Annotated in this window: 21 protein-coding genes; 11 read left to right on the top strand and 10 right to left on the bottom strand. The window is 69.5% G+C overall.

Annotated features, from left to right (window positions below):
* Positions 1 to 57 precede the first annotated feature (57 nt).
* Genes ACYQ5L_RS29110 through ACYQ5L_RS29095 form a run of 4 tightly spaced genes read left to right on the top strand, consistent with a single transcriptional unit; the run spans position 58 to position 3397 of the window.
* Complete coding sequence (locus ACYQ5L_RS29110; protein WP_459961426.1) at positions 58 to 1041, top strand: ABC transporter substrate-binding protein; 984 nt, start codon at positions 58 to 60, stop codon at positions 1039 to 1041.
* Complete coding sequence (gene entS / locus ACYQ5L_RS29105) at positions 1038 to 2321, top strand: enterobactin transporter EntS (RefSeq protein ID WP_459961425.1); 1284 nt, start codon at positions 1038 to 1040, stop codon at positions 2319 to 2321. The genes ACYQ5L_RS29110 and entS overlap by 4 nt, the downstream gene beginning before the upstream one ends.
* Positions 2321 to 3157 (top strand): siderophore-interacting protein, encoded by an 837-nt coding sequence (locus ACYQ5L_RS29100; RefSeq protein WP_459961424.1) that lies wholly within the window; start codon positions 2321 to 2323, stop codon positions 3155 to 3157. Before entS ends, ACYQ5L_RS29100 begins: the two co-directional genes overlap by 1 nt.
* Before the next feature lie 6 nt (positions 3158 to 3163).
* Positions 3164 to 3397 (top strand): phosphopantetheine-binding protein, encoded by a 234-nt coding sequence (locus tag ACYQ5L_RS29095; RefSeq protein WP_459961423.1) that lies wholly within the window; start codon positions 3164 to 3166, stop codon positions 3395 to 3397.
* A 77-nt stretch (positions 3398 to 3474) separates the two neighbouring features.
* Here ACYQ5L_RS29095 and ACYQ5L_RS29090 read toward each other — a convergent pair whose 3' ends face one another.
* Positions 3475 to 5121 (bottom strand): (2,3-dihydroxybenzoyl)adenylate synthase, encoded by a 1647-nt coding sequence (locus ACYQ5L_RS29090; protein WP_459961422.1) that lies wholly within the window; start codon positions 5119 to 5121, stop codon positions 3475 to 3477.
* A gap of 103 nt (positions 5122 to 5224) precedes the next feature.
* On the opposite strand from ACYQ5L_RS29090, the gene ACYQ5L_RS29085 reads away from it, so the two are divergent.
* The 3 genes from ACYQ5L_RS29085 to ACYQ5L_RS29075 all read left to right on the top strand — a co-directional run bounded on the left by ACYQ5L_RS29085 (position 5225) and on the right by ACYQ5L_RS29075 (position 8019).
* Complete coding sequence (locus tag ACYQ5L_RS29085) at positions 5225 to 6028, top strand: SDR family oxidoreductase (protein WP_459961421.1); 804 nt, start codon at positions 5225 to 5227, stop codon at positions 6026 to 6028.
* Positions 6029 to 6037: 9 nt separating this feature from the next.
* Complete coding sequence (locus tag ACYQ5L_RS29080; RefSeq protein WP_459961420.1) at positions 6038 to 7180, top strand: isochorismate synthase; 1143 nt, start codon at positions 6038 to 6040, stop codon at positions 7178 to 7180.
* A 164-nt stretch (positions 7181 to 7344) separates the two neighbouring features.
* Positions 7345 to 8019, top strand: coding sequence for an isochorismatase family protein (locus ACYQ5L_RS29075; RefSeq protein ID WP_459961419.1), 675 nt, complete (start codon positions 7345 to 7347; stop codon positions 8017 to 8019).
* Here ACYQ5L_RS29075 and ACYQ5L_RS29070 read toward each other — a convergent pair.
* Complete coding sequence (locus ACYQ5L_RS29070) at positions 8001 to 8411, bottom strand: nitroreductase family deazaflavin-dependent oxidoreductase (RefSeq protein WP_459961418.1); 411 nt, start codon at positions 8409 to 8411, stop codon at positions 8001 to 8003. The genes ACYQ5L_RS29075 and ACYQ5L_RS29070 overlap by 19 nt on opposite strands.
* An 82-nt stretch (positions 8412 to 8493) precedes the next feature.
* On the opposite strand from ACYQ5L_RS29070, the gene ACYQ5L_RS29065 reads away from it, so the two are divergent.
* Positions 8494 to 9627 (top strand): DmpA family aminopeptidase, encoded by a 1134-nt coding sequence (locus ACYQ5L_RS29065; protein WP_459961417.1) that lies wholly within the window; start codon positions 8494 to 8496, stop codon positions 9625 to 9627.
* A 5-nt stretch (positions 9628 to 9632) separates the two neighbouring features.
* Here the strand turns inward: ACYQ5L_RS29065 and ACYQ5L_RS29060 are convergent, their stop codons facing one another.
* A complete protein-coding gene (locus ACYQ5L_RS29060) occupies positions 9633 to 10037 on the bottom strand; it encodes a hypothetical protein (RefSeq protein ID WP_459961416.1) in 405 nt (134 codons plus the stop codon).
* A 239-nt stretch (positions 10038 to 10276) separates the two neighbouring features.
* Here ACYQ5L_RS29060 and ACYQ5L_RS29055 point away from each other — a divergent pair, with 239 nt between their 5' ends.
* Entirely contained in the window at positions 10277 to 11125 is an 849-nt protein-coding gene (locus tag ACYQ5L_RS29055) for a hypothetical protein (protein ID WP_459961415.1), read from the top strand.
* Between the two features lie 78 nt (positions 11126 to 11203).
* On the opposite strand, the gene ACYQ5L_RS29050 is transcribed toward ACYQ5L_RS29055, so the two are convergent.
* From ACYQ5L_RS29050 to ACYQ5L_RS29040, 3 genes are read right to left on the bottom strand one after another with little or no spacing between them, the layout of a single operon-like run.
* Positions 11204 to 12031 (bottom strand): ABC transporter permease, encoded by an 828-nt coding sequence (locus ACYQ5L_RS29050; protein WP_459961414.1) that lies wholly within the window; start codon positions 12029 to 12031, stop codon positions 11204 to 11206.
* Position 12032: 1 nt separating this feature from the next.
* Positions 12033 to 12836, bottom strand: a complete 804-nt coding sequence (locus ACYQ5L_RS29045; protein WP_459961413.1) for an ABC transporter permease — start codon at positions 12834 to 12836, stop codon at positions 12033 to 12035.
* Positions 12833 to 13777 carry an ABC transporter ATP-binding protein gene (locus ACYQ5L_RS29040; protein WP_459961412.1) on the bottom strand — a complete coding sequence of 315 codons (945 nt, stop codon included), beginning with the start codon at positions 13775 to 13777 and terminating at the stop codon, positions 12833 to 12835. Before ACYQ5L_RS29040 ends, ACYQ5L_RS29045 begins: the two co-directional genes overlap by 4 nt.
* 195 nt (positions 13778 to 13972) lie before the next feature.
* Here ACYQ5L_RS29040 and ACYQ5L_RS29035 point away from each other — a divergent pair, with 195 nt between their 5' ends.
* The gene (locus ACYQ5L_RS29035) at positions 13973 to 14848 is read left to right on the top strand and encodes an LLM class F420-dependent oxidoreductase (protein ID WP_459961411.1); all 876 of its coding nucleotides are present in this window, start codon (positions 13973 to 13975) and stop codon (positions 14846 to 14848) included.
* Between the two features lie 6 nt (positions 14849 to 14854).
* On the opposite strand, the gene ACYQ5L_RS29030 is transcribed toward ACYQ5L_RS29035, so the two are convergent.
* Both ACYQ5L_RS29030 and ACYQ5L_RS29025 read right to left on the bottom strand, forming a co-directional pair.
* The gene (locus ACYQ5L_RS29030; RefSeq protein ID WP_459961410.1) at positions 14855 to 15289 is read right to left on the bottom strand and encodes a T6SS immunity protein Tdi1 domain-containing protein; all 435 of its coding nucleotides are present in this window, start codon (positions 15287 to 15289) and stop codon (positions 14855 to 14857) included.
* Between the two features lie 51 nt (positions 15290 to 15340).
* The gene (locus ACYQ5L_RS29025) at positions 15341 to 15751 is read right to left on the bottom strand and encodes a hypothetical protein (RefSeq protein ID WP_459961409.1); all 411 of its coding nucleotides are present in this window, start codon (positions 15749 to 15751) and stop codon (positions 15341 to 15343) included.
* 167 nt (positions 15752 to 15918) lie between these two features.
* Here ACYQ5L_RS29025 and ACYQ5L_RS29020 point away from each other — a divergent pair, with 167 nt between their 5' ends.
* Positions 15919 to 16680 (top strand): ankyrin repeat domain-containing protein, encoded by a 762-nt coding sequence (locus ACYQ5L_RS29020; RefSeq protein WP_459961408.1) that lies wholly within the window; start codon positions 15919 to 15921, stop codon positions 16678 to 16680.
* Between the two features lie 3 nt (positions 16681 to 16683).
* Here the strand turns inward: ACYQ5L_RS29020 and ACYQ5L_RS29015 are convergent, their stop codons facing one another.
* Together ACYQ5L_RS29015 and ACYQ5L_RS29010 are read right to left on the bottom strand one after the other, a co-directional pair.
* Positions 16684 to 17967 carry a vWA domain-containing protein gene (locus tag ACYQ5L_RS29015; RefSeq protein WP_459961407.1) on the bottom strand — a complete coding sequence of 428 codons (1284 nt, stop codon included), beginning with the start codon at positions 17965 to 17967 and terminating at the stop codon, positions 16684 to 16686.
* Positions 17967 to 19064, bottom strand: a complete 1098-nt coding sequence (locus tag ACYQ5L_RS29010; RefSeq protein WP_459961406.1) for an AAA family ATPase — start codon at positions 19062 to 19064, stop codon at positions 17967 to 17969. Before ACYQ5L_RS29010 ends, ACYQ5L_RS29015 begins: the two co-directional genes overlap by 1 nt.
* Between the last annotated feature and the right edge of the window lie 385 nt (positions 19065 to 19449).

The raw sequence follows: 19449 nt of genomic DNA, 5'->3' as shown, positions 1-19449 counted from the left end.
CTCAAGGATTTCCACACCGAAAGAGAAAGAACACCCAATCCAATGACGTTGTACCGAATGACGGCTCGCGTGCGCGCCGCCGTCGCGCTGCTCATCCTCGCGCTGGTCGCGGTGGTGGCGAGCTGCAGTAGCTCCACCTCCGACGAGGCCGGCAAGTCCGGCACCCGGGAGGTGCAGACCGCCAAGGGCGCGGTCACCGTGCCCGCCGATCCGCAGCGCATCGTGGTCCTGAACGGCTCGCTCGCCGGCTACCTGTTCGACCTGGGCGTGAAGGTGAAGGCCGCGGATCCGCGCGTGCTGGGCGTGACGCTGAAGCCGGGCGAGTTCCCCGCCGCCTGGTCCGAGGACGCCAAGCAGCAGGGCACCGAGGTGGTGCCGTCGGGTGACAATCTCAATCTGGAGTTCATCGCGGCCCAGCAGCCGGATCTGATCATCGGTGGCGGCCTGGGCTTCCCGGGTCAGCAGACCATCGACAATTTCGACAAGCTGACCGCCATCGCCCCCACCGCGCTGGTGCCCTCGGACCTGCTGCAGTGGCAGGACCAGCTGAAGGCCGTCGCGGACATCGTGAACCGGTCCGAGAAGGTCGACGGCATGGTCGCCAAGTACAACGACAAGGTCGCCGCGGTGAAGGCCACCATCAAGGTGCCGCAGGGCGCGGTATCGGTGTACCAGTCGCGCAAGGATCAGAAGCCCTCGGTCATCGCACCCGGCACCCCGCTGTTCGGCCTGCTGACCGCGGTCGGCTTCACCGTCGACGACAAGGTGGAGGCCAAGGCCGGCAACCCGGCCCGCCCCGCGGCCGCCGACTGGGTGAACTTCAGCCCCGAACTGGCGAGCACCGTCGTCGACGCCCCCAACCTGTTCGTGGTGCAGCTCGACGGCGGCCGCAGCATCGCCCAGCTGAAGGAGGACCCGGTCATCGCCAAGCTCCCGGCCTTCCAGTCCGGCCACGTCTACGAGCTGCCCGCCACCTCGCAGCGTCCCGACTACCGCAACACCATGGCGACCCTCGATCTGCTGGGGGAGCGCTTCAAGTGACAGCCGTCGGCGGCCTGCTCATCGATACCTCGCCCCTGAAAGCCAGCCGCGGATTCCGCTGTGCCTTCGCGGCCCGGCTGGTATCGGTGCTCGGGATCGGCCTGCTCATGGTGGCCCTGCCCGTGCAGGTCTACCAGCTCACCGGATCCTCCCTGCATGTCGCCGGCGTCACCACGGTCACCGCGGTCGCCCTGTTCGCCGGAAGCCTGGCGGGCGGGGTGATCGCGGACCGGTACGACCGGCGCGATGTCATCCAATGGTCGCGCAGCGCGGCCGGTCTGGGCTTCCTGGCGCTCGGCGTGAACGCGCTGCTGCCGGATCCGCAACTGGCCGTGATCTACTCCGCCGGCGTGGTCGACGGCCTGGCCGGCGGTATCAGCGGATCGGCGCTCATGGCGCTGGTCCCGCAACTGGTCGGCCGGGACAAGCTGGCCGCCGCCGGAGCGCTGACCGCGCTCACCTCCGACCTCGGGACGATGATCACCCCGGCCCTGGCCGGTCTGCTCATTGCCGAAACCGGTGTCGGCCCGGCCTTTTTCATCGCGGCCGCCGCGACCGCCGCGACCGTCGGGCTCATCCGCGCCATCGGCCCCGCCCCGGCGCCGGCCCGGAATACCCAGCATCCGCTGCGCGAACTCGCCACCGGCATCCAATTCGCCATGCGGCACAACCTCATTCGCGCCGTCCTCTGCACCGGCCTGGTGGCCATGCTGGTGAGCGGCCCGCTGGTGCTGCTCCCGGCCTTCGTCGACGTGGAACTCGGCGGCGGCCCCACGGTGCTCGGCCTGCTGTATGCCGCGCCGGGCGCGGGCGCGGTGCTCGGTTCGCTGACCAGCGGCTGGATCGGCCGCTCCGGCCGCCCCGGCCGGGCGCTGCTGCTCGCGGTGGCCCTCATGCCGCTCGGCGTGATCGCGGCCGGGCTGTGGGCCCATGCGGCCTGGGTCTTCCTCGGCCTGGCCGCCTTCGGGCTGGCCCGCGCGGTCAGCATGGTGCTGCGCTACACGCTGCTGCAGCAGCAGTCCCCGGAGGAATTCCGGGGCCGGATCTCCGGTCTGCTGATGGTGCAGGCGGTCACCGGCTCCGCGATCGGCTCGATGGCCGCCGGTGTGGTGGGACAACTCTTCGCGCCGGACACCGCGTTCCTCGCCTACGGCGTCGCGACGCTGGTGCTGGCGGGGCTCGCGGCGGCCTTCGCCGGTCCGCTGTACCGCTTGGGCGGAAACGACGGCCCCGCACCGGTTCCCGCCCCGGCCCCGTCTCATGGAAAGGAAGAAAACTGATGGATCGCGCGGCCTACGCCGAACGCATCACCGAAGTGCTCGCCGGCGAGCACGGGCACAAGGTCGGTTATCCGATCGGATTGTGCGCCGTGGAAGTGGCGCGCACCGAGCCGGTGGGCGCGGGGCTGGTGCGGATCACCTTCCGCGGTGCGGATCTCGCCGGCTTCCACAGCTATGTGCCGGATGAGCATGTGCGCCTGGTCTTCCCGGGCGAGGACGGGGTGCTGCGGCTGCCGAAGAAGGACGGCCTGTCCCTGGAATGGGGCAACCCGCGCCCGGTGTCGCGCGAGTACACCGTGCGCCGCTTCAGCGCCGAAGACCGGGAGCTGGATATCGATTTCGCCATCCACCCCGGCGGGCTGGCCTCGGAATGGGCGCTGGCGGCCGTCCCCGGCACCCCTATGCACATCGCGGGCCCGCCCGGTGGCGTGGTGGTGCCCAAGACCTATGACAAGTATCTGCTGATCGGCGATATCACCGCGCTGCCCGCCATTGCCCGCTGGCTGGAATGGCTGCCGCGCGAATCCGCGGGCTGGGCGTTCATCGAGGTGACCGGACCCGATGAGGAGATCGCCATCGACGCCCCGCCGGGCTTCACCGTGCACTGGGTGCACCGCGGTGACGCCGAGCCGGGCACCGGCGACGCGCTGGAGAAGGCCGCCCGCACGGTGGAAATTACTGCCGGGGAACGGGTTTACGCCTGGCTGGCCGGTGAGTCGGGCGTGCTGAAGCCGATGCGCCGCTGGGTGCGCACCGAGCTCGGCATCGGCCCCAAGGACTGCCTGATCGCCGGGTACTGGAAGCGCGGCGTCGCCGACTACGACCGAGACGAGTGAGGGATCATGACGAACGAAACGACCGCCCTGTCCGAGCGGGTCATCGAGGATGTGGCAGCGGCGCTGGGCGTCAGCGCCGATGAGCTGACCGTCGAGACGAATCTCCTCGACGCCGGCCTGGATTCGGTGCGGATCATGTCGCTGGTGGAGAAGTGGCGGGCCGACGGGTTCGAGCACGTCGACTTCCCCAGCCTGGCAGCGGATCCCGTGTTGGGTTCGTGGATCGACGTGCTGTCTTGACGGGTGGCGCGGCCGTCTCCGCGCCACCCCGCGGTGCGGTAGCCGCACGGCCCCCGCGGGCTGTGCGGCTATTGCCGTCAGTTCTGGTGCGCCCCTTCGGCGAGCACCCGGCGCAGTTCCTTGCGGCTGATCTTGCCGACGCCGGTCTCCGGGAAGTTCGCCACGACCACCACCGAATCCGGCATCTTCCAGGCCGCGACGCCGCGCTCCCGCACGAAGGCGCGCACGGTCATGAGGGTGAGCTTCGCCTCCGCGTCGACCGGCTGGACGAAAGCGCAGATGCGCTGTCCCAGTACCGGATCCGGCGTACCCACGATCACGGCGTCGCGCACGCCCGGATGCGCGAGCAAGTGTCCCTCGAGTTCCTCGGCCGATACCTTCTCGCCACCGCGATTGACCCAGTCTCCGGCCCGGCCGCGCACCTCGAGATTGCCGTCGGGGCGCAGGCTCACGATATCGCCGGTGCTGTACCAGCCGTCGGCGGTGAAGCTGCGGGCATTGGCCTCGGCATTGTCGTAGTAGCCGCGAATCGTGTACGGGCCCTGGGTGAGAAGATTGCCGTCCGTGCCCGGCGGCACCTCGACGCCCTGGTCGTCGACCACCTTGACCCGGTCGTGCTCGGACATCGGGCGGCCCTGGGTGGCGATCACCACGTCCATGGGATCGTCCAATCGGGTGTAGCAGACCAGACCCTCGGCCATGCCGAACACCTGCTGCAGGGTCACGCCCAGCGCCGGTCCCACCCGTTCGGCGAGCTCCTCGGGGCAGCGCGCACCGCCCACCAGCACCACCCGCAGGCTGGACAGGTCCGGCGTGTTCCCGGCCTCGGCCCGCTCCACCCACAGCCGGGCCAGCGGCGGCACCAGACCGGTAATGGTCACCCCGAACTTCTCGATGAGCGGAAACGCCGTCGCCGGAGTGGGATCCGGCGTCATGGCCACGGTGCCGCCCGCCCACAGCGCACCCAGAATGCCGGGCGAGCTCATCGGGAAGTTGTGCGCGACCGGCAGCGTCGCGAGATACACGCTGTCGCTGCCGAGTTCGCAGATCTCGGCGCTGCGCCGCACGCTGAACAGATAGTCGTCATGGGTGCGGGGGATGAGCTTCGGAATGCCCGTGCTGCCGCCGGACAGCTGCAGGAACGCGACCTCACCGGCATCCAGCACGGGCAGCTCGCCCGGCTCGTCGCGGAACTCGGCGATATCGTGCGCGCCTTCGGGCAGATCAGTATCGCCATCACGCACGACCACGAGGTGCTCGAGCGACGCGACCTGCTGCCGGATCGAATCCGCCAGCGCCGCATAGTCGAACAGCTGATGCTCACCGCAGGTGATCATGGCCTTCGCCGCGCTGGCCGTGGCGATCGGCGCCAGCTCGGCCTGCCGATGCGCGGGCAGGCAGAACACCGGCAGCGCGCCCAGCCGGAACAGCGCGAAGATCACCTCGACGAATTCGGCCCGGTTCGGCAGCTGCACCAGCACCCGGTCCCGCCGGCCGATGCCGAGGCGCGCCAATCCGGTGGCCAGCGATCGGGAGCGCCGATCCAGTTCGGCGTAGCTCCAGGAATTGGCCGTATCGACCACGGCGACGGCCTCGGGGGTGGCGGCGGCCCGGGCGGCGAGCATGTCCCCGAAGGTCTCTCCGGTCCACAGGCCGAGCTCTCGATACCGCTGGGCGTCGGCCGCCGGCCACGGTGTGAAGCCGGGGAGCACGGTCGATGACATTGCAGGACACCTCTTTTCAGCAGATTCCGGACGGCGCGCTCGGCGGCGGAAAGCCAACTTTGCGAACGAGCGCAACCTATTCTTATCAGGTTAGGCTAACCTTATGGTCATGATCGATTCGGGTAAGCGCGTGGTCGTCGTGACCGGAGCCGCCGCGGGTATCGGAGCCGCCGTCGCGGCGGCCCTCGCGAGCGACGCCGGCGCGATATCGCTGTGGGACCGAGATCCGCGGGTCCACCAGGTGGCACGGGAAATAAGCTCCGGCACACAAGCTTCCGTCACCGCCGTGCAGGTGGACGTCACCGACCGTAGCGCAGTCGCGGACGCCTTCGACAAACTGGTGGCCGTGCACGGCCCGGCCGATGTGGTGGTGCACGCCGCCGGAATCATGCTCGCGGGCACCGGCCTGGACACCACGCCGGAGGATTGGGAGCGCTCGCTGGCGGTCAATGCCACCGGCACCGTGCACGTCATCCAGCGCGCCGCCAATGACATGGTGGCGGCGGGCGGCGGCGCCATCGTCGTCGTATCCTCCAATGCCGCAAGCACTCCGCGCGTCGGCATGGCCGCCTACTGCGCCTCCAAGGCCGCGGCCACCGCCTTCACCCGCGCCCTCGCCCTGCAGGTCGCCCCGCACGGCGTCCGGGTGAACCTGGTCTCGCCCGGCTCCACCGACACCCCCATGCTGCGCGGCATGTTCGCCGACGGCGACCAGCCGCTCGACGCGGCATCGCACACCGCTCTGCTCGATGGTGATCCGACGGCCTACCGCCTCGGAATTCCCCTGCGGCGCATTGCCGCTCCCGCCGATATCGCCGCGGCGGTCCGCTTCCTGGTATCCGACGACGCCCGCCACATCACCCTGCACGATCTGCGGGTGGACGGCGGCGCGACGCTCGACATGTGACCCGAGAGGATGATCCCCATTTCCGCCACCACCCCCGATACCTCGGAACCCGCCTTTATCCTGGCCCGTCCGCACCGGACCGTGGTCGCGCACGGCATCGGCCGGGTATTCAACTCCGCCGCCGAGGCCGTCGCCGCGCTGCGCAGCGGGCAGGTCGAATACATTGTCGGCGCATTGCCTTTCGAGGTCGGCGCGCCCGCCGCACTGTTCGCGCCGCAGTCGGTGTCGGTGCGGGACACCGCCTACCGGCCCGCCGCGCCGGAGGGCCTACCCCGGTTCGAGATCGATTCCGCGGTGCCGCCGAGCGCTCATATGGAGCGCGTCGCCGCCGCGGTCCGCCTGCTGGCCGATCCGATTCACTCGATCCGGAAGGTGGTGCTGGCGCGGTCGATTCGCGCACGGGCCGAGCAGCCCATCCGGGCCGCCGAACTGCTGGATCTGCTCGTCGCCACCGATCCGGTCGGCAATGGATTCCTGGTCGACCTGTCCGGTGCGGGTGAGGCGTATCACGGCAAGCATCTGGTCGGATCCAGCCCTGAAATCCTGGTTCGCCGTGCGGGATCGGAGGTGCTGAGCCATCCGCTGGCGGGTTCGGCCCGGCGCGCACCGGATTCCGACGCCGACCGCGCGGCCGCCGACAATCTGCTCGGCTCGGCCAAAGACCAGCACGAGCACGGTTATGTGGTGGATCAGGTCAGCGGTGTGCTGCGCGACCGCTGCGCCACCGTGCACACCCCCGCCGGTCCGGAGCTCACGAGCACTCCGGAGATGTGGCATCTCGGGACCCCCATCACTGCCACCGTGCCGGTCGACGGCCCGTCCGCGCTCGAACTCGCGGCCGCGCTGCACCCCACGCCCGCGATCTGCGGCACTCCGACCGCCGCGGCCGCGCGCCTCATCGCGGATCTCGAGGGCGACCGCGGTTTCTACGCGGGCGCGGTGGGCTGGTGCGATGCCGAAGGCAATGGCGAATGGATGGTCAGTATTCGCTGCGCCGAACTCGCCGCCGACGGCCGCAGCCTGCTCGCCCATGCGGGCGGCGGCATTGTGGCCGAATCCGATCCGGCCGCCGAATTGGCCGAGACCACCGGCAAATTCCAGCGCATCCTCGGCCCCCTGGGAATTTCCGACGTACCGGTCACCGTCGCCTGACTGCCCCGCCTCCCCGGAACTTCAGCGCCCGGCCGAGAGCCGTCGGAGACGCGCACGCGTGCCGGCGGTCGGGCGGGTGGCTGAATTTTGGACGTACCCGATGAGTTACCCGGCCCTTACGAAATCAGTGGGTCGCCGATCCACAAACGATCACCGGAGTTTCCATGCCTATCCCGCCAATCGCTCCCTACTCCATGCCGACCGTCGACGAGGTAACCCCGAATCAGGTCGACTGGACCGTCGATCCCAGCCGTGCGGCGCTGCTCATCCACGATATGCAGCAGTACTTCATCTCGGCCTACGACACCACACGCGATCCCGCGAGCACGCTGATCGACAACATCGCGACCCTGCGCGCCCGCTGCCACGACCTCGGCGTTCCGGTCATCTACACCATGCAGCCCGGTAACCAGCATCCTTCCCGGCGTGGGATTCTGGCCGACTTCTGGGGCAGCGGCATGTCCGTGGGCCCGGACACCGAGGTGATCGAGGAACTGCGGCCCACGCCGCGCGACATTCAGGTCACCAAGTGGCGGTACTCCGCGTTTCAGCGCACCGACCTGCGTGATCTGCTCAGCTTCTACAACCGTGATCAGCTGATCGTCACCGGCGTGTACACCCACATGGGTTGCATGCTGAGCGCGGCGGACGCGTTCATGTCCGATATCCACCCGTTCCTGGTGCAGGACGCCACCGCGGACTTCACGCGTGACGAGCATCTGATGGCGTTGAACTACGTCACCCGCCGCTGCGGGGCGGTGGCGACCACCGCCGACCTGCTGCACCAGTTGGGCGGCGTCCCGGTCTCGGCCGGTGCGGGTCAGGCCGATTCGCGGTAGACGGCGATCACGGGGATCCGCCGGGTGGTCTTCGCGCGGTAGTTGGCGAACTCCGGCAGGAGCTCGACCATGCGGTTGAAAAGAGTCTCGGCCTCGTCACCGGTGAGGAATTCGGCCTTGCCGGTGTAGGTTTCGGCGCCGAGCTCCACCGTGAGCCGGGGGTTGGCGCGCAGATTGTGATACCAGGCGGGGTGCTTGTCGGATCCGCCATTGGAGGCGATCAGCACGATGCGATCGGTGTCGGGGACGTAGACCAGCGGGTTGGTGACCTGGCGGCCCGACTTGGCGCCCGTGGTGGTGATGAGGACCATGTACCGGCCCTCGAAGGTGCCGCCGACCTTGCCGCCATTGGCGCGGAACTCGGCGATCACGTTCTCGTTGAACTCGTTCATCTCCCCTGCAACAGAGGTTCCGGCCGGAAAGCTTCCCGGAGGTTTCCGGCCGGATCGCTCGAAATGTGGTTCGGTGGATCGCATGACATCGACAGGGCAACCGCGGGCGCGCGATATCGGACTCGAATTTCCCGGTACACCCGGGCCTTTCAATGCCATCACCGATGTGGCGGGCGTCGAGGTCGGGTATCGGACGCTCATCGAAGGCGAGGGCGCGCTGTCGGTCGGGCGCGGACCGGTGCGCACCGGGGTCACCGCCATCCTGCCGCGCGGGCGGGCCGGGCTGGGGCGGCCGTGCTCGGCGGGGTGGTTCTCGCTCAATGGCAATGGCGAGATGACCGGCACCACCTGGATCGACGAGGTGGGGGAATTGGCTGTGCCCATTACGATTTCCAACACTCACGCGGTCGGCGAGTGCCATACGGGCGTCATCGAGTGGGTCAACGAGGTGCACGCGGGCCGGGGCCGGGAGTGGCTGCTGCCGGTGTGCGCGGAGACCTGGGACGGCTACCTCAACGACATCAATGGCGGGCACGTGACGCCCGCGGTGGTGCGGCGCGCTCTGGACTCGGCACGCTCCGGCCCGGTCGCCGAGGGCTCGGTGGGTGGCGGCACCGGTATGAACTGCTACGGCTTCAAGGGCGGCAGCGGCACCTCCTCACGCCGAATCGCCTTCGGCGCAGAGACTTTCACCCTCGGCGTCTTCGTTCAGGCCAACTTCGGCGCCCGCGCGGAACTGACCGTGCTCGGCCGCCCCGTCGGAACCCGGCTCGACGTACCCGATCCGATGCGGGCGCCGCTGCGCCCCGAACCGCCCGCCCCGGCCGGCGCCGGATCGGTCATCGCCATCGTGGCGACCGATGCCCCGCTCTCGCCCGGGCAGTGCAAGGCGCTCGCGCGCCGGGTTCCCATGGGGCTGGCCAGAACCGGGACCACCGGCAGCTTCTTCTCCGGCGACATCTTCCTGGCCTTCTCCACCGCCGACGACCGCGAATCCACCACGAACTTTCCCGTCGGGGAGATCTCGGAGACCGAGATCGAATCGCACCGGATGATGCCGTGGAACCGTATGAACCTCTTCTACGCGGCGACCGCGCACGCCGTCGAGGAAGCGGTCCTGAACTCGCTCATCGTCAATCGGGACATGACCGGCAGGGACGGGAACTTCTCGCCCGCCCTGCCGCACCGAGCCCTGCTGGAACTGCTGAAGCAGTAGGGATCTCACGCCGCGAGCGCACCGTTGATCTTGCGGATCAGCTCGGCGGCGGCCGGATGCGGCCGCCCGCCGTGCACCTGCTCGGCGGCGCTGATCGCCGTGCCGATGGTGCCGCGGAAGTTGTCGGCCTCCTCCGGGGCCTCGGCCGCCAGAATCCGCACCGACGCGGTGAGGGCGGGCAGCACGATATCGGCGATGTCGGCCACGGTGCGGCCCTTCACATTCGGCTTCGCCTTCTTGTCATTGACGATGTGCCCGACCAGCCCCGTCGCCGAGGTCAGCGCTGTGGCCGCTGCCATGCTGATGGCTCCGGCACGGCCCCGATCGGCACAAGCCAGCAGGGTGACGACTCCGTGCGCGGCGGTCTGCACGGTCCGCTGGTCGTCCTGGCTCAGGGTGATGGTGCTCATTGTCTTGCTCCCTTTCGGTCGGTGTGGCGCCGTTCGGCGTGATTCATACGGTGCCCGCCGCCGCTGACAGCGGCCTGACAGCGCACCGACACCCGCTGACAAGGGTTTTCGGGACCGTTAGTCGTTCATTGGTGGATGCAGAGTCGCGCCTCGGACCATCGGTGCGGAAACAAAAGCACGGGTGATCCGAACCGCAGTCGACGTGGGGCTGATCAACCCACCAGAAAGGTGTGAAGACCATGACCATCGCCCTCGAGCCCGCCCTGAAACGCGCCGCCATGGCCGCCTCGGCCTTCGCGCTCGCCGCCGGCGCCCTGCAGCTCGGCACCGCCCCCGCCTACGCCGTCGCGGGCCCGACCTCGAAATACGAATGCCGCGACGTCCAAACCCCCGGCAGCCTCTTCCCCGGCGACGAGGTCGCCTGCACCCTCACCGTGAGCACCACCGGCAACGACACCTTCACCAATGTCGTCGCCGAAGTCACCCTCCCCGGCAGCACCGTCTACCAGTCCGGCGGCGCTTTCCAGGGCACCCAGAAGGTGGTCTTCAACCTCGGCGAAATCACCAAGGCCAAGAGCGGATCCGCCACCCTCATCGTCATGGTCGAAGGCAAGACCCCCGACAAGACCGCCATCTCCAGCGAAGCCGTAGTCAAGGGCTTCGCCCCCAACGGCGCCTTCGACACCACCGCCGCCTCCAATACCCTCACCACCACGACCAACGGCGCCGGTCAAGGCGGCGGCAAGCTCACCGCCAAGGAGGACCGCGCCTCGGTGAACACCTTCGGCCGCGCCGAAACCCCCATCTCCGACCTGGTGGACGCCCCCGCCGGCGTCACCCCCAAGATCGAACTGGTGACCAGCGCGGAACCTAAGAAGGGCTACGTCATGTCCTCCATCATCGACAACGGCCAGAAGATCGCCTGGTCCGCCCTCTGCACCGCCACCGCCCAGGAGAAGACCGAAACCTTCACCGTCAAGATCACCGCCAACGGTCAGACCGTCGAAGCGAAGGTGACCGTCCTCCTCGGCGACAATGTCGCCAATCAGGGCGTCGTGCAGCCCCCCAACTGCGCCCCGAAGCCCTGACCGCTCGCGGGCACGGTCCGAACGACGCGGCCGGTGCGGCTCTCCTGAGCCGCACCGGCCGCGTCCGTTCAGTTCGGCTCAGTTCTGGAGGAGAGCGTCGAGCCGTCGGATGGCGCCGTAGAGGCCGAGAGCGCCCAAGGCTGTCAGGTAGGCGATATTGACGAGCAGGCCCGCGTGCAGGGCGCCGGCGGCGAGGGCGCGCATGAGGTCGATGCCCTGGTAGAGGGGCAGGCAGCGGACCAGCCATTGGATCGGGGCGGGGTAGACGGTGAGCGGGAAGAATGTGGTGGAGAACAGGAACATGGGAACCAGGGCCAGGTTGACGAAGTCGAACTGGGCGGTGGAGCGCAGGTAGGTGACCAGGGCCATGCTGAGCGTGGCGAAGGTGAACGCGACCAGCACGGCCGCGGGCAGCAGCGCCAGCGCCCACCAGGAGTCGAACAGACCCAGGGCGGCGGTGACGGCCAGGAACGCGCTCGCGTAGAGGCCGGAACGTCCGATGGCCCAGCCGATTTCGCCGAGCACGATATCGGCGGGGCCGATCGGGGTGGCGTGCATGGCGGCGTAGAGCCTGGTGTAGCGCAATTTCAGGAAGACGTTGTAGGTGCACTCGTAGACCGCGCCGTTCATCGCGGCGGCGGCCAGCAGGGCGGGCGCGACGAAGGCGGCGTAGCCCATCGGCCGCCCGTCCGGGCCGTCCACGTGGGTGACCAGCGCGCCGAAGCCGAGTCGGAAGGCGAGCAGGTACGCCAGGGGCTCGACGACGCCGGAGATCAGCATCAACCAGGAATGCCGGTTCACCAGGATCGATCGTTCGACGATCGCGCCCACGTGACCGCTGTACAGGCCGGGCGGCAGCACCCGGGTCAGCAGGCCGCGGCGGGCCGGTGCGATGCCTGCGGTCATGTCAGTACACCAGCCGGCGGTAGAAGAACCGGTGCGCGGCAACCCATCCCAGCGCGAAGACCGCGAGGAGATAGGCGAGGTGCCCGGCGACGGCCCAGCCGCCGACACCGCCGATCGTGGCCGCTCGCGCCAGCTGGATGCCGTGCCACAGCGGGAAGATCCAGGCCGCCCAGCGCAGGACCAGCGGGAGCGCCGTGATGGGGAAGAACGTGCCCGCGAGCAGGGTCATGGGCAGTACCAGGAACCGGAAGACCAGCGCGAAACGGCCGCCCTCGTCGAAGGTCCGGGCCGCCAGCGCGGTCATCGGGGTCGCGGACGCCAACCCGGTCAGCACGCCCACCCCGACGACCGCGAGCACACCGGCATTCGACCACGCCCCGAAAAGCGCTGCGACGAGCGCGTACACGGACCCGGTGAGGGTGAGCAGCACGGCGTTCCAGAGCAGATGGCCGCCGAGGATCTGACCGGGTGTCACCGGGGTGGCGGTCACCGCGACGAAGTCGCGTTGCATGGTGAAGCCCGACAGCACCCGATACCCGGAATCGGCGATCCCCTGCTGCATCGCGCCCGCCACCAGCAGCGCGGGGGCGATATACCGCAGATACGACACCCCGCCCGTCGCCGCGCCGGCATCCACCTGGGAGCCGACACCCAGGCCCATGGTGAGCAGGAACAGCAGCGGCTGCACCGTGGACGAGAACAGCGTGGCCGTCCAATACCGCCGATACCAAGCCCAATACGCCTCGACCCGCAGCCAGGCGCCCCGCCAGGCGCCGACGACGCGGCCCGTGGAGGTCGTCGTCATCGATCCGCCAGCGTCCGGCCGGTGAGCCGCAGGAACACATCCTCGAGCGTGGCGCGCCGCACCAGGCTCGACAGCGGCCGCGAACCCCGCGCATAAACCTGTTCGAGGGCCGCCTCACCATTGTTGTCGTAGACCAGGATTCGATCCGGCAGCACTTCGAGCCGGTCACCCACGCCGTCGACCCGGCGCACGGCGGTGTCGTGCTCGCCGGCGGCGAAGCGCAACTCCACCACCTCGCGCGTGCAGTAGCGGGCGATCAGGTCCGCCGGCGAACCCTCGGCCACGATCCGGCCGCCGTCCATGACCACCAGCCGGTCGCACAATTGCTCGGCCTCGTCCATGTAGTGGGTGGTGAGAATCTGCGTGACGCCTGCGGTCTTGAGCCGGAACAGCCTGTCCCACAGCGCATGCCGGGCCTGCGGATCCAGGCCGGTGGTCGGTTCGTCGAGTAGCAGCAGTTCCGGGTCGTTGACCAGCGACCGCGCGATGGTCAACCGCCGCTGCATCCCGCCCGAGAGCGACTCCACCCGGTCCCCGCCGCGTTCGGACAGCTGAGCGAATTCCATCAGTTCGGTCGCCTTGGCTCGCACCGCGGCCTTGGACAGCCCGAAATACCGGCCGTAGATCTCGAGGTTCTGCCTGACGGTCAGCTCGCCATCCAGATTGTCCTGCTGCGGCACCACACCCAGCCGCGACCGCACCCGCGGCCCCGCCACCTGCGGATCCAGCCCCAGCACCCGCAACTCGCCACGACTGCGCGGGGAAACGCACCCGATCATCCGCATGGTCGACGACTTCCCCGCTCCGTTCGGACCGAGCAACCCGAACACCTCGCCGCGCCGCACGGCCAGATCGATCCCGGCCACGGCCTCGACCTCACCGAAGTGCTTGACCAGTCCCGTTGCCGCCACCAATACCGAATCCTCTGCTGACACCGCCACGTCACGCACCCTAGGGGCCAGTCCCGACAACATCCGGCAACCGCCACGCCGGCCATCGGCGCGTCATCTGGAACCGCCCCGTGCCGATCGATGGCGGGCAACACAAGTCGGGGTGGATAGCAAGGGATCGACAGTCCGTGGAAGCGGTGGGGGCGGGGCAGAAGAATGAGGGCATCGACTGGATCGGAGGAACTCATGGAGCTCGGATTTCATTTGCCCATATTCGAGATCGACGGGGGCGCAACGGCTATCGCTGGGGAGTTGGCGAGGGTCGGGGTTGCGGCGGAGGCGTCGGGGGCGACATGGCTGTCGTTCATGGATCACTTCTTTCAGATCGAGCCGACCGGGTTGCCCGCGGAGTCGAACATGCTGGAGGGGTACACCACGCTCGGGTTCATGGCGGCGCACACGTCCTCGATCGAACTCGGGCTGTTGGTCACCGGGGTGACCTACCGGCATCCGGGGTTGCTCGCGAAGATTGTCAGCACGCTCGATGTGCTGTCCGGCGGACGGGCGGCGCTGGGGATCGGGGCGGCCTGGTTCGAGCGGGAGCATCGGGCGCTGGGGGTTGCGTATCCGCCGGTTGCCGAGCGGTTCGAGCGGCTCGAAGAGGCGTTGCGGATCTGCGGGCAGATGTGGGATCCGGAGAACAATGGGCCGTTCGAGGGGAAGCATTACCAGCTCGCGGAGACCTTGTGCGCGCCGCAGCCGTTGCATCGGCCCAAGGTGCTGATCGGTGGGGCGGGGGAGCGGAAGACGTTGCGGTTGGTTGCGCAGTACGGGGATGCGTGCAATGTGTTCGCCTCCGATCGCGCGGAGGTCGAGCACAAGCTCGAGGTGTTGCGGCGGCATTGCGATGAGGTGGGACGGGATCACGAGGAGATCCGCAAGACCGTGCTCGCGTACTACCCGTATGAAAACCCTAATGGGCGTGACGAATTCGTCCGGAGTATGGCTGATTTCGCCAAGCTCGGGATCGATACCGCCATTGTCATGCCGCCCGGTGGGTCGCCCGCGGCATGGATCGACCGTGTTGCGCCCGTGGTTCCGCGGCTGGCCGAACTCGGGTAGGCGAGGTTATTCGAAGCCGTGCGCTTGGGCCACGAGGTCGAAGAAGACCCAGACTCCGCCCTTGTCGTAGGAGTCGGGGTGCTCGGAGCCGCCCAGGAAGGGGTAGGGGGTGGCGATGTACACCTCATCGGCAGCCAGGGGGCCCAGGCGTTTGCGGATCGCGGCGACATGGTCGGGCTGGAGGACGTAGGTCACGAAGGACGGGTCGAAGAGGACCTTGTCGATGAAGTCGGTGACCTCGGTGAAGACGCCGTAGCGTTTGGCGCCGGCGCTGTAGGGGTCGAGCACTCCGTACTCGCCGGTGCGGCTGCTCATCAGGAAGGCGTGGCCCAGGTCGGTATAGCCGACCACCGTGTCGAACTGCGGGAAGTGCTCCGCCCACGCCGGCATGATCCGGTCGATGCGGACGGATTCGATCAGTCGGAAGGGCACGCTCGTCACGTGCCCATCCAACCAGAGGCCCGACCCTCTCCCGACCGCCCAGTCTGCACCTCAGCCCGCGAGCGCCCCGGCGATCTTCCGCATGATCTCCGTCGCCGCCGGATTGGCCCGGCCCTCGAGGCAGCAGTCGGCCGCCTCGATCGCGGTCGCGATGGTCCGCCGGAAGTTCTCCACCTCGCCGGGCGCCTGGGCCTCGAGGATCCGCACCGAGGCCGTGATCGCCGGTAGCGCGACGTCCGCGATATCGGCGATCGTGCGGCCCTTCAGGTACGGCCGCGGCCGCTTGTCGTTCAGCACGTGACCCACCAGCCCGGTCGCCGTCCGCACCACATTCCCGGCGGCCGCCCCGATGCGCGCCGACATCTTCCACTCGGCATCCCCGGCGGCCAGCAGTGCGACCACCCCGTAGGCCGCGGTCTGCAGGGTGTGCTGGTCGTCCTTGCTCAGCGTGACGGTGTTCATCGTTGTCTCCCTATCGGTCTCCGCGCGGTGCATCCGGCGTACTGCACACTGTCGCCGCCCCCGCTGACAGCCCACCGACACTCCGCTGACGGCCGCCGCACTCGACATCCCTTCGCCGGTACCGGAATTCGAGCGCTGCCGAATCCCATTGCGCCGGAATGAGCCGAGTGCGACCATGGCGCGTGTTGCTCATGCCGAAAAAGGTGCTGTGCCAGGGCGCGGAACATGAGGTCGGGTATCGCGACGGGCGGGTGACGGCGCCCGCGCACGATGAGGTCGCGGTGGAGCGGGAACGGGCGCTGGTGGCGCTGGGGGGAACGGCGGACGGGTGCTTCGCCTTGCTGTTCGGGGGATATCAGGCGTGGATAGCGCAGCGGATGGAACGCGCATTGCAGCGCGAGGGAGTCGCCGCGGTCGAGGAAATGGGAGAGCTGGTGCGGTGCGGGGCGGACCCGAACCGCCGGGATCCGCGAAATCAGTTCACGCCGCTGCATCGGGCCGTGCAGAGCCGGCGGGCCGATATCGCGGAGGTCCTGCTCGGCGTGGGGGCGAATGTCGAGGCACAGGCGGAGCGTCACGGCACTCCGCTCCGAATGGCTTGTGCCGTAGGCGATTCGGAGATGGTTCGGGTCCTGCTGCGATTCGGGGCGGACCCGCTGGCCGGACCGGATCGGCCATTGCACGTGGCGGCCGAATACGGGCGGGCCGAGATCGTGGGGATGCTGCTCTACGAAGGAGTGGAGGTCGACTTCCGGGACGGGGCGGGCCGCACGGCACTGCATGTGGCGGCCGCCAACGGACAGTCCGGTGTGGTGATGTTCCTGCTCGCCGCGGGAGCCGATCGCGATCTGGTGAACAAGCGGGGGTGCACGCCCGCGCAGGAGGCCATGGCGCAGGGGCATTTCGGAGCGGCCATGCTGCTGGCCTGAGGATCAGGACCCGGCGTGCTCGACCGTGACGGATTCGATCCACGCGGGCGGCCGCGGCGGATCGGCGCCGATGAGCACCGCGATCAACCGGGCTCCGGGCGCGGCTTCGGGCCAGGGGGTATAGCCGTCGGTGAGCACCACGATGACCTGGGGACGGTGCGGAAGCCGCAGCGCCGCTTCGATGCCGACGGTGAGATCGGTGCCGCCCCCGCCGCGCAACTCGATGTCCTCGATGCGGTGAATGCGGCGGACCGAGTGGACCTCGGCGTCACAGGCCAGGACGGTGATGCGATCACCGCCCAGGCCCACGGTCCGCAGTATGCCGGTGATCTCGCCATAGGCCGCGGCCAGGTCCGCGGGCAGCATGGAGCCGGAGGTGTCGATGACGACCGCCACCCGGGGGAGCGGCCGCGCCAGGGCGGGCAGGACCACGCGCGGCACCGCGACACCGCGGCGCGCGGGACGCCGGCGGGTGTAGTCGATGGCGCCGCTGGCCCACGAAACCGCTTCGCGCAGACCGCCGGCCAGCCGGGTGCGCCAATCGACGACGGGTTCGAGGGTCTGATCCGCCCACAGCAGCCAGCCTTCCGGGACCGAACCGGCGGTGCGATCGTGCGCGCGGATCGCCTCGGCCGTGGACTTGCGCAGGGCGGCGGCCTCGGCGGCGTGCACGGCGGGCGTCTCCGCATCCGCGGCGGACTCCCAGGGCCGGGCGCCCGGAACCGCGCCGGAACCGCAGTCGTTGCGCGGACCCAGGGGGAACCCGAACCGGTCGGCCAGACGGTCCGCCGAGCCGGACCCGTCATCATCCCCGGAACCCGAGGAGCCACCCGAATCCTTCGCGTCCTCAACGGCTTTGGCGAGCAGCCGCAGGTACTCCTCGAACAGCCGTCCCGCCGGCCAGTCGAACAGCCCGGGATGCACCACGCCCTCGGGCAGCGCCAGCCCGTCCTCGAGCAGGTCGTCATTGATCTCGCAGTCCTGCGCGATGTTCACCAGCATCGGATGCACCGGCTCGGCGAGCTGCGCCGCCCGCTCGAAGTGCGCGCGCAGCAGATGCGACACCTCGTGGATGAGTACCCCGGCCAGCGCCGGAACCTCGGTGCTCGCAACGAATTCCGCATTCACATAGCAGCGCCAGCGAGCGTCCACCGCCAGCGTCGGCACCAGCTCGGAGGGCACCATCGTCAGCGCGTACAAGGCTGTAGCCAGATACGGCCGATCGGAGGCGGCGCGAAACCTGGCCGCCAGCAACTTGGTCCGATCCAGCTCGCGCGAAACGTCCATCAGCGCGCCGGCATTCGCCCGGACAGCCGCAGCACCTCGATGAAGGCATCCAGCACCGCCGGTGCGGGCCAATCGAATCCGGTGCGCAGCGCCGCCAGATCGAAGGCGGCGCGCGCCGCCACATCGGGTGATCCGGCATGCACCGCCTTGCCCAGCACCTCCCAGGCGGCCTCCCAGCGTTCCCGCGTCACCCGGCCCTGCACCGCCGCCACCACGGCGGTGAGGAAGGCCAGTTGCCGGTCGCCGCGCCGCGGCAGCGCGAAGGCCGCCGGATCGGCCAGCACCGCTTCCGGATCCGGCAGATCCAGCTCGGCGATGAAGGACAGCAGTTCCAGTCCGGCGCCCGGCCCGACCGCGCCGGACACCGCCAGCGCGACCGCCTGATCGTCCGCGCCCGCGGCGAATCCGAAGGCGAGCAGCCGCACCACCATCTCCCAGGTGCGCGGCGACGGCCAGGCCCGGCCTCGCTCCTCGGTATCGGAGGGCAGCCGATGGGTGAGAGTCGGTCGCGCGGACAGGAATCCGGCCACCAGGCCGCGCGCCTTGGCGACCGCCGAGGTCCCGGCCGCGGCATCCACCCGCGGCACCGTCACCGCCGGCCAGGTCCCGGCCAGCCCCCGCGACACCACCGCCGGATCGTGCACCCAATCCAGATGCACGAAGCGATTGGCCAGCGGCGGGCTCAGATGCCAGCCGTCGGCCGCGCTCGCCGCCGGATTCGCCGCCGCCACGATCCGCACGGGCGGAGGCAGATCGAGGCTGCCGACCCGGCGCTCCAGCACCACGCGTAGCAAGGCGGCCTGCACCGCGGGCGGGGCGGAGGACAGCTCGTCCAGGAACAACAGGCCGTGCCCGGCCCGCCCGAGCCGGACCGCCCAGTCCGGCGGCGCCATGGGCACGCCGTTCACGGTGGGATCCGGGCCGACAATCGGCAGGCCGGAGAAGTCCGAGGGCTCGTGCACGCTCGCGATCACGGTCTCGACGGCGATGCCGAGCCCGGCGCCGAGCTGCCGCAGGGCGGCCGTCTTCCCGATTCCCGGCTCGCCCCAGAGCAATACCGGCAGGTTCGCGCCGACCGCCAGTGCGAGCGCGGACACCGCCGGACTCTCCGCGGGTTCGAAGCGGTAATCGGTGCAGCGCTCGAGCAATGCGTCCGCCGCGGCCAGCGCCGGCGGCGGGACGGGCGCAGCGGCAGACGATACGGGCGCAGGGCCGGAGGCATTCGCCGACGCCGTGTGCGCATCGCCCGACGCCGCGTGCGCATCGCCCGACGCCGTGTGCGCATTGCCCGACGCGTTGTGCGCATTGCCCGACGCCGTGTGCGTATTCGTGGACGCCGTGTGCGTATTCGCGGAAGCGGTGTGCGAAGTCGCTGAAGCTGTGTCCGGGGCCGCCGAACCCGTCGGTGCGGTCGCCGGACCCGTGGTCATGGTCCCCGGACCCGTGGTCGCGGTCGCGGAGTCCGTGGGCGCGGTCGCGGGG

It is taken from the genome of Nocardia sp. IFM 10818, from assembly GCF_054655275.1.
Note: the sequence above shows the minus strand (reverse complement) of the source record. Positions and strands in the feature narration are given on the sequence as shown.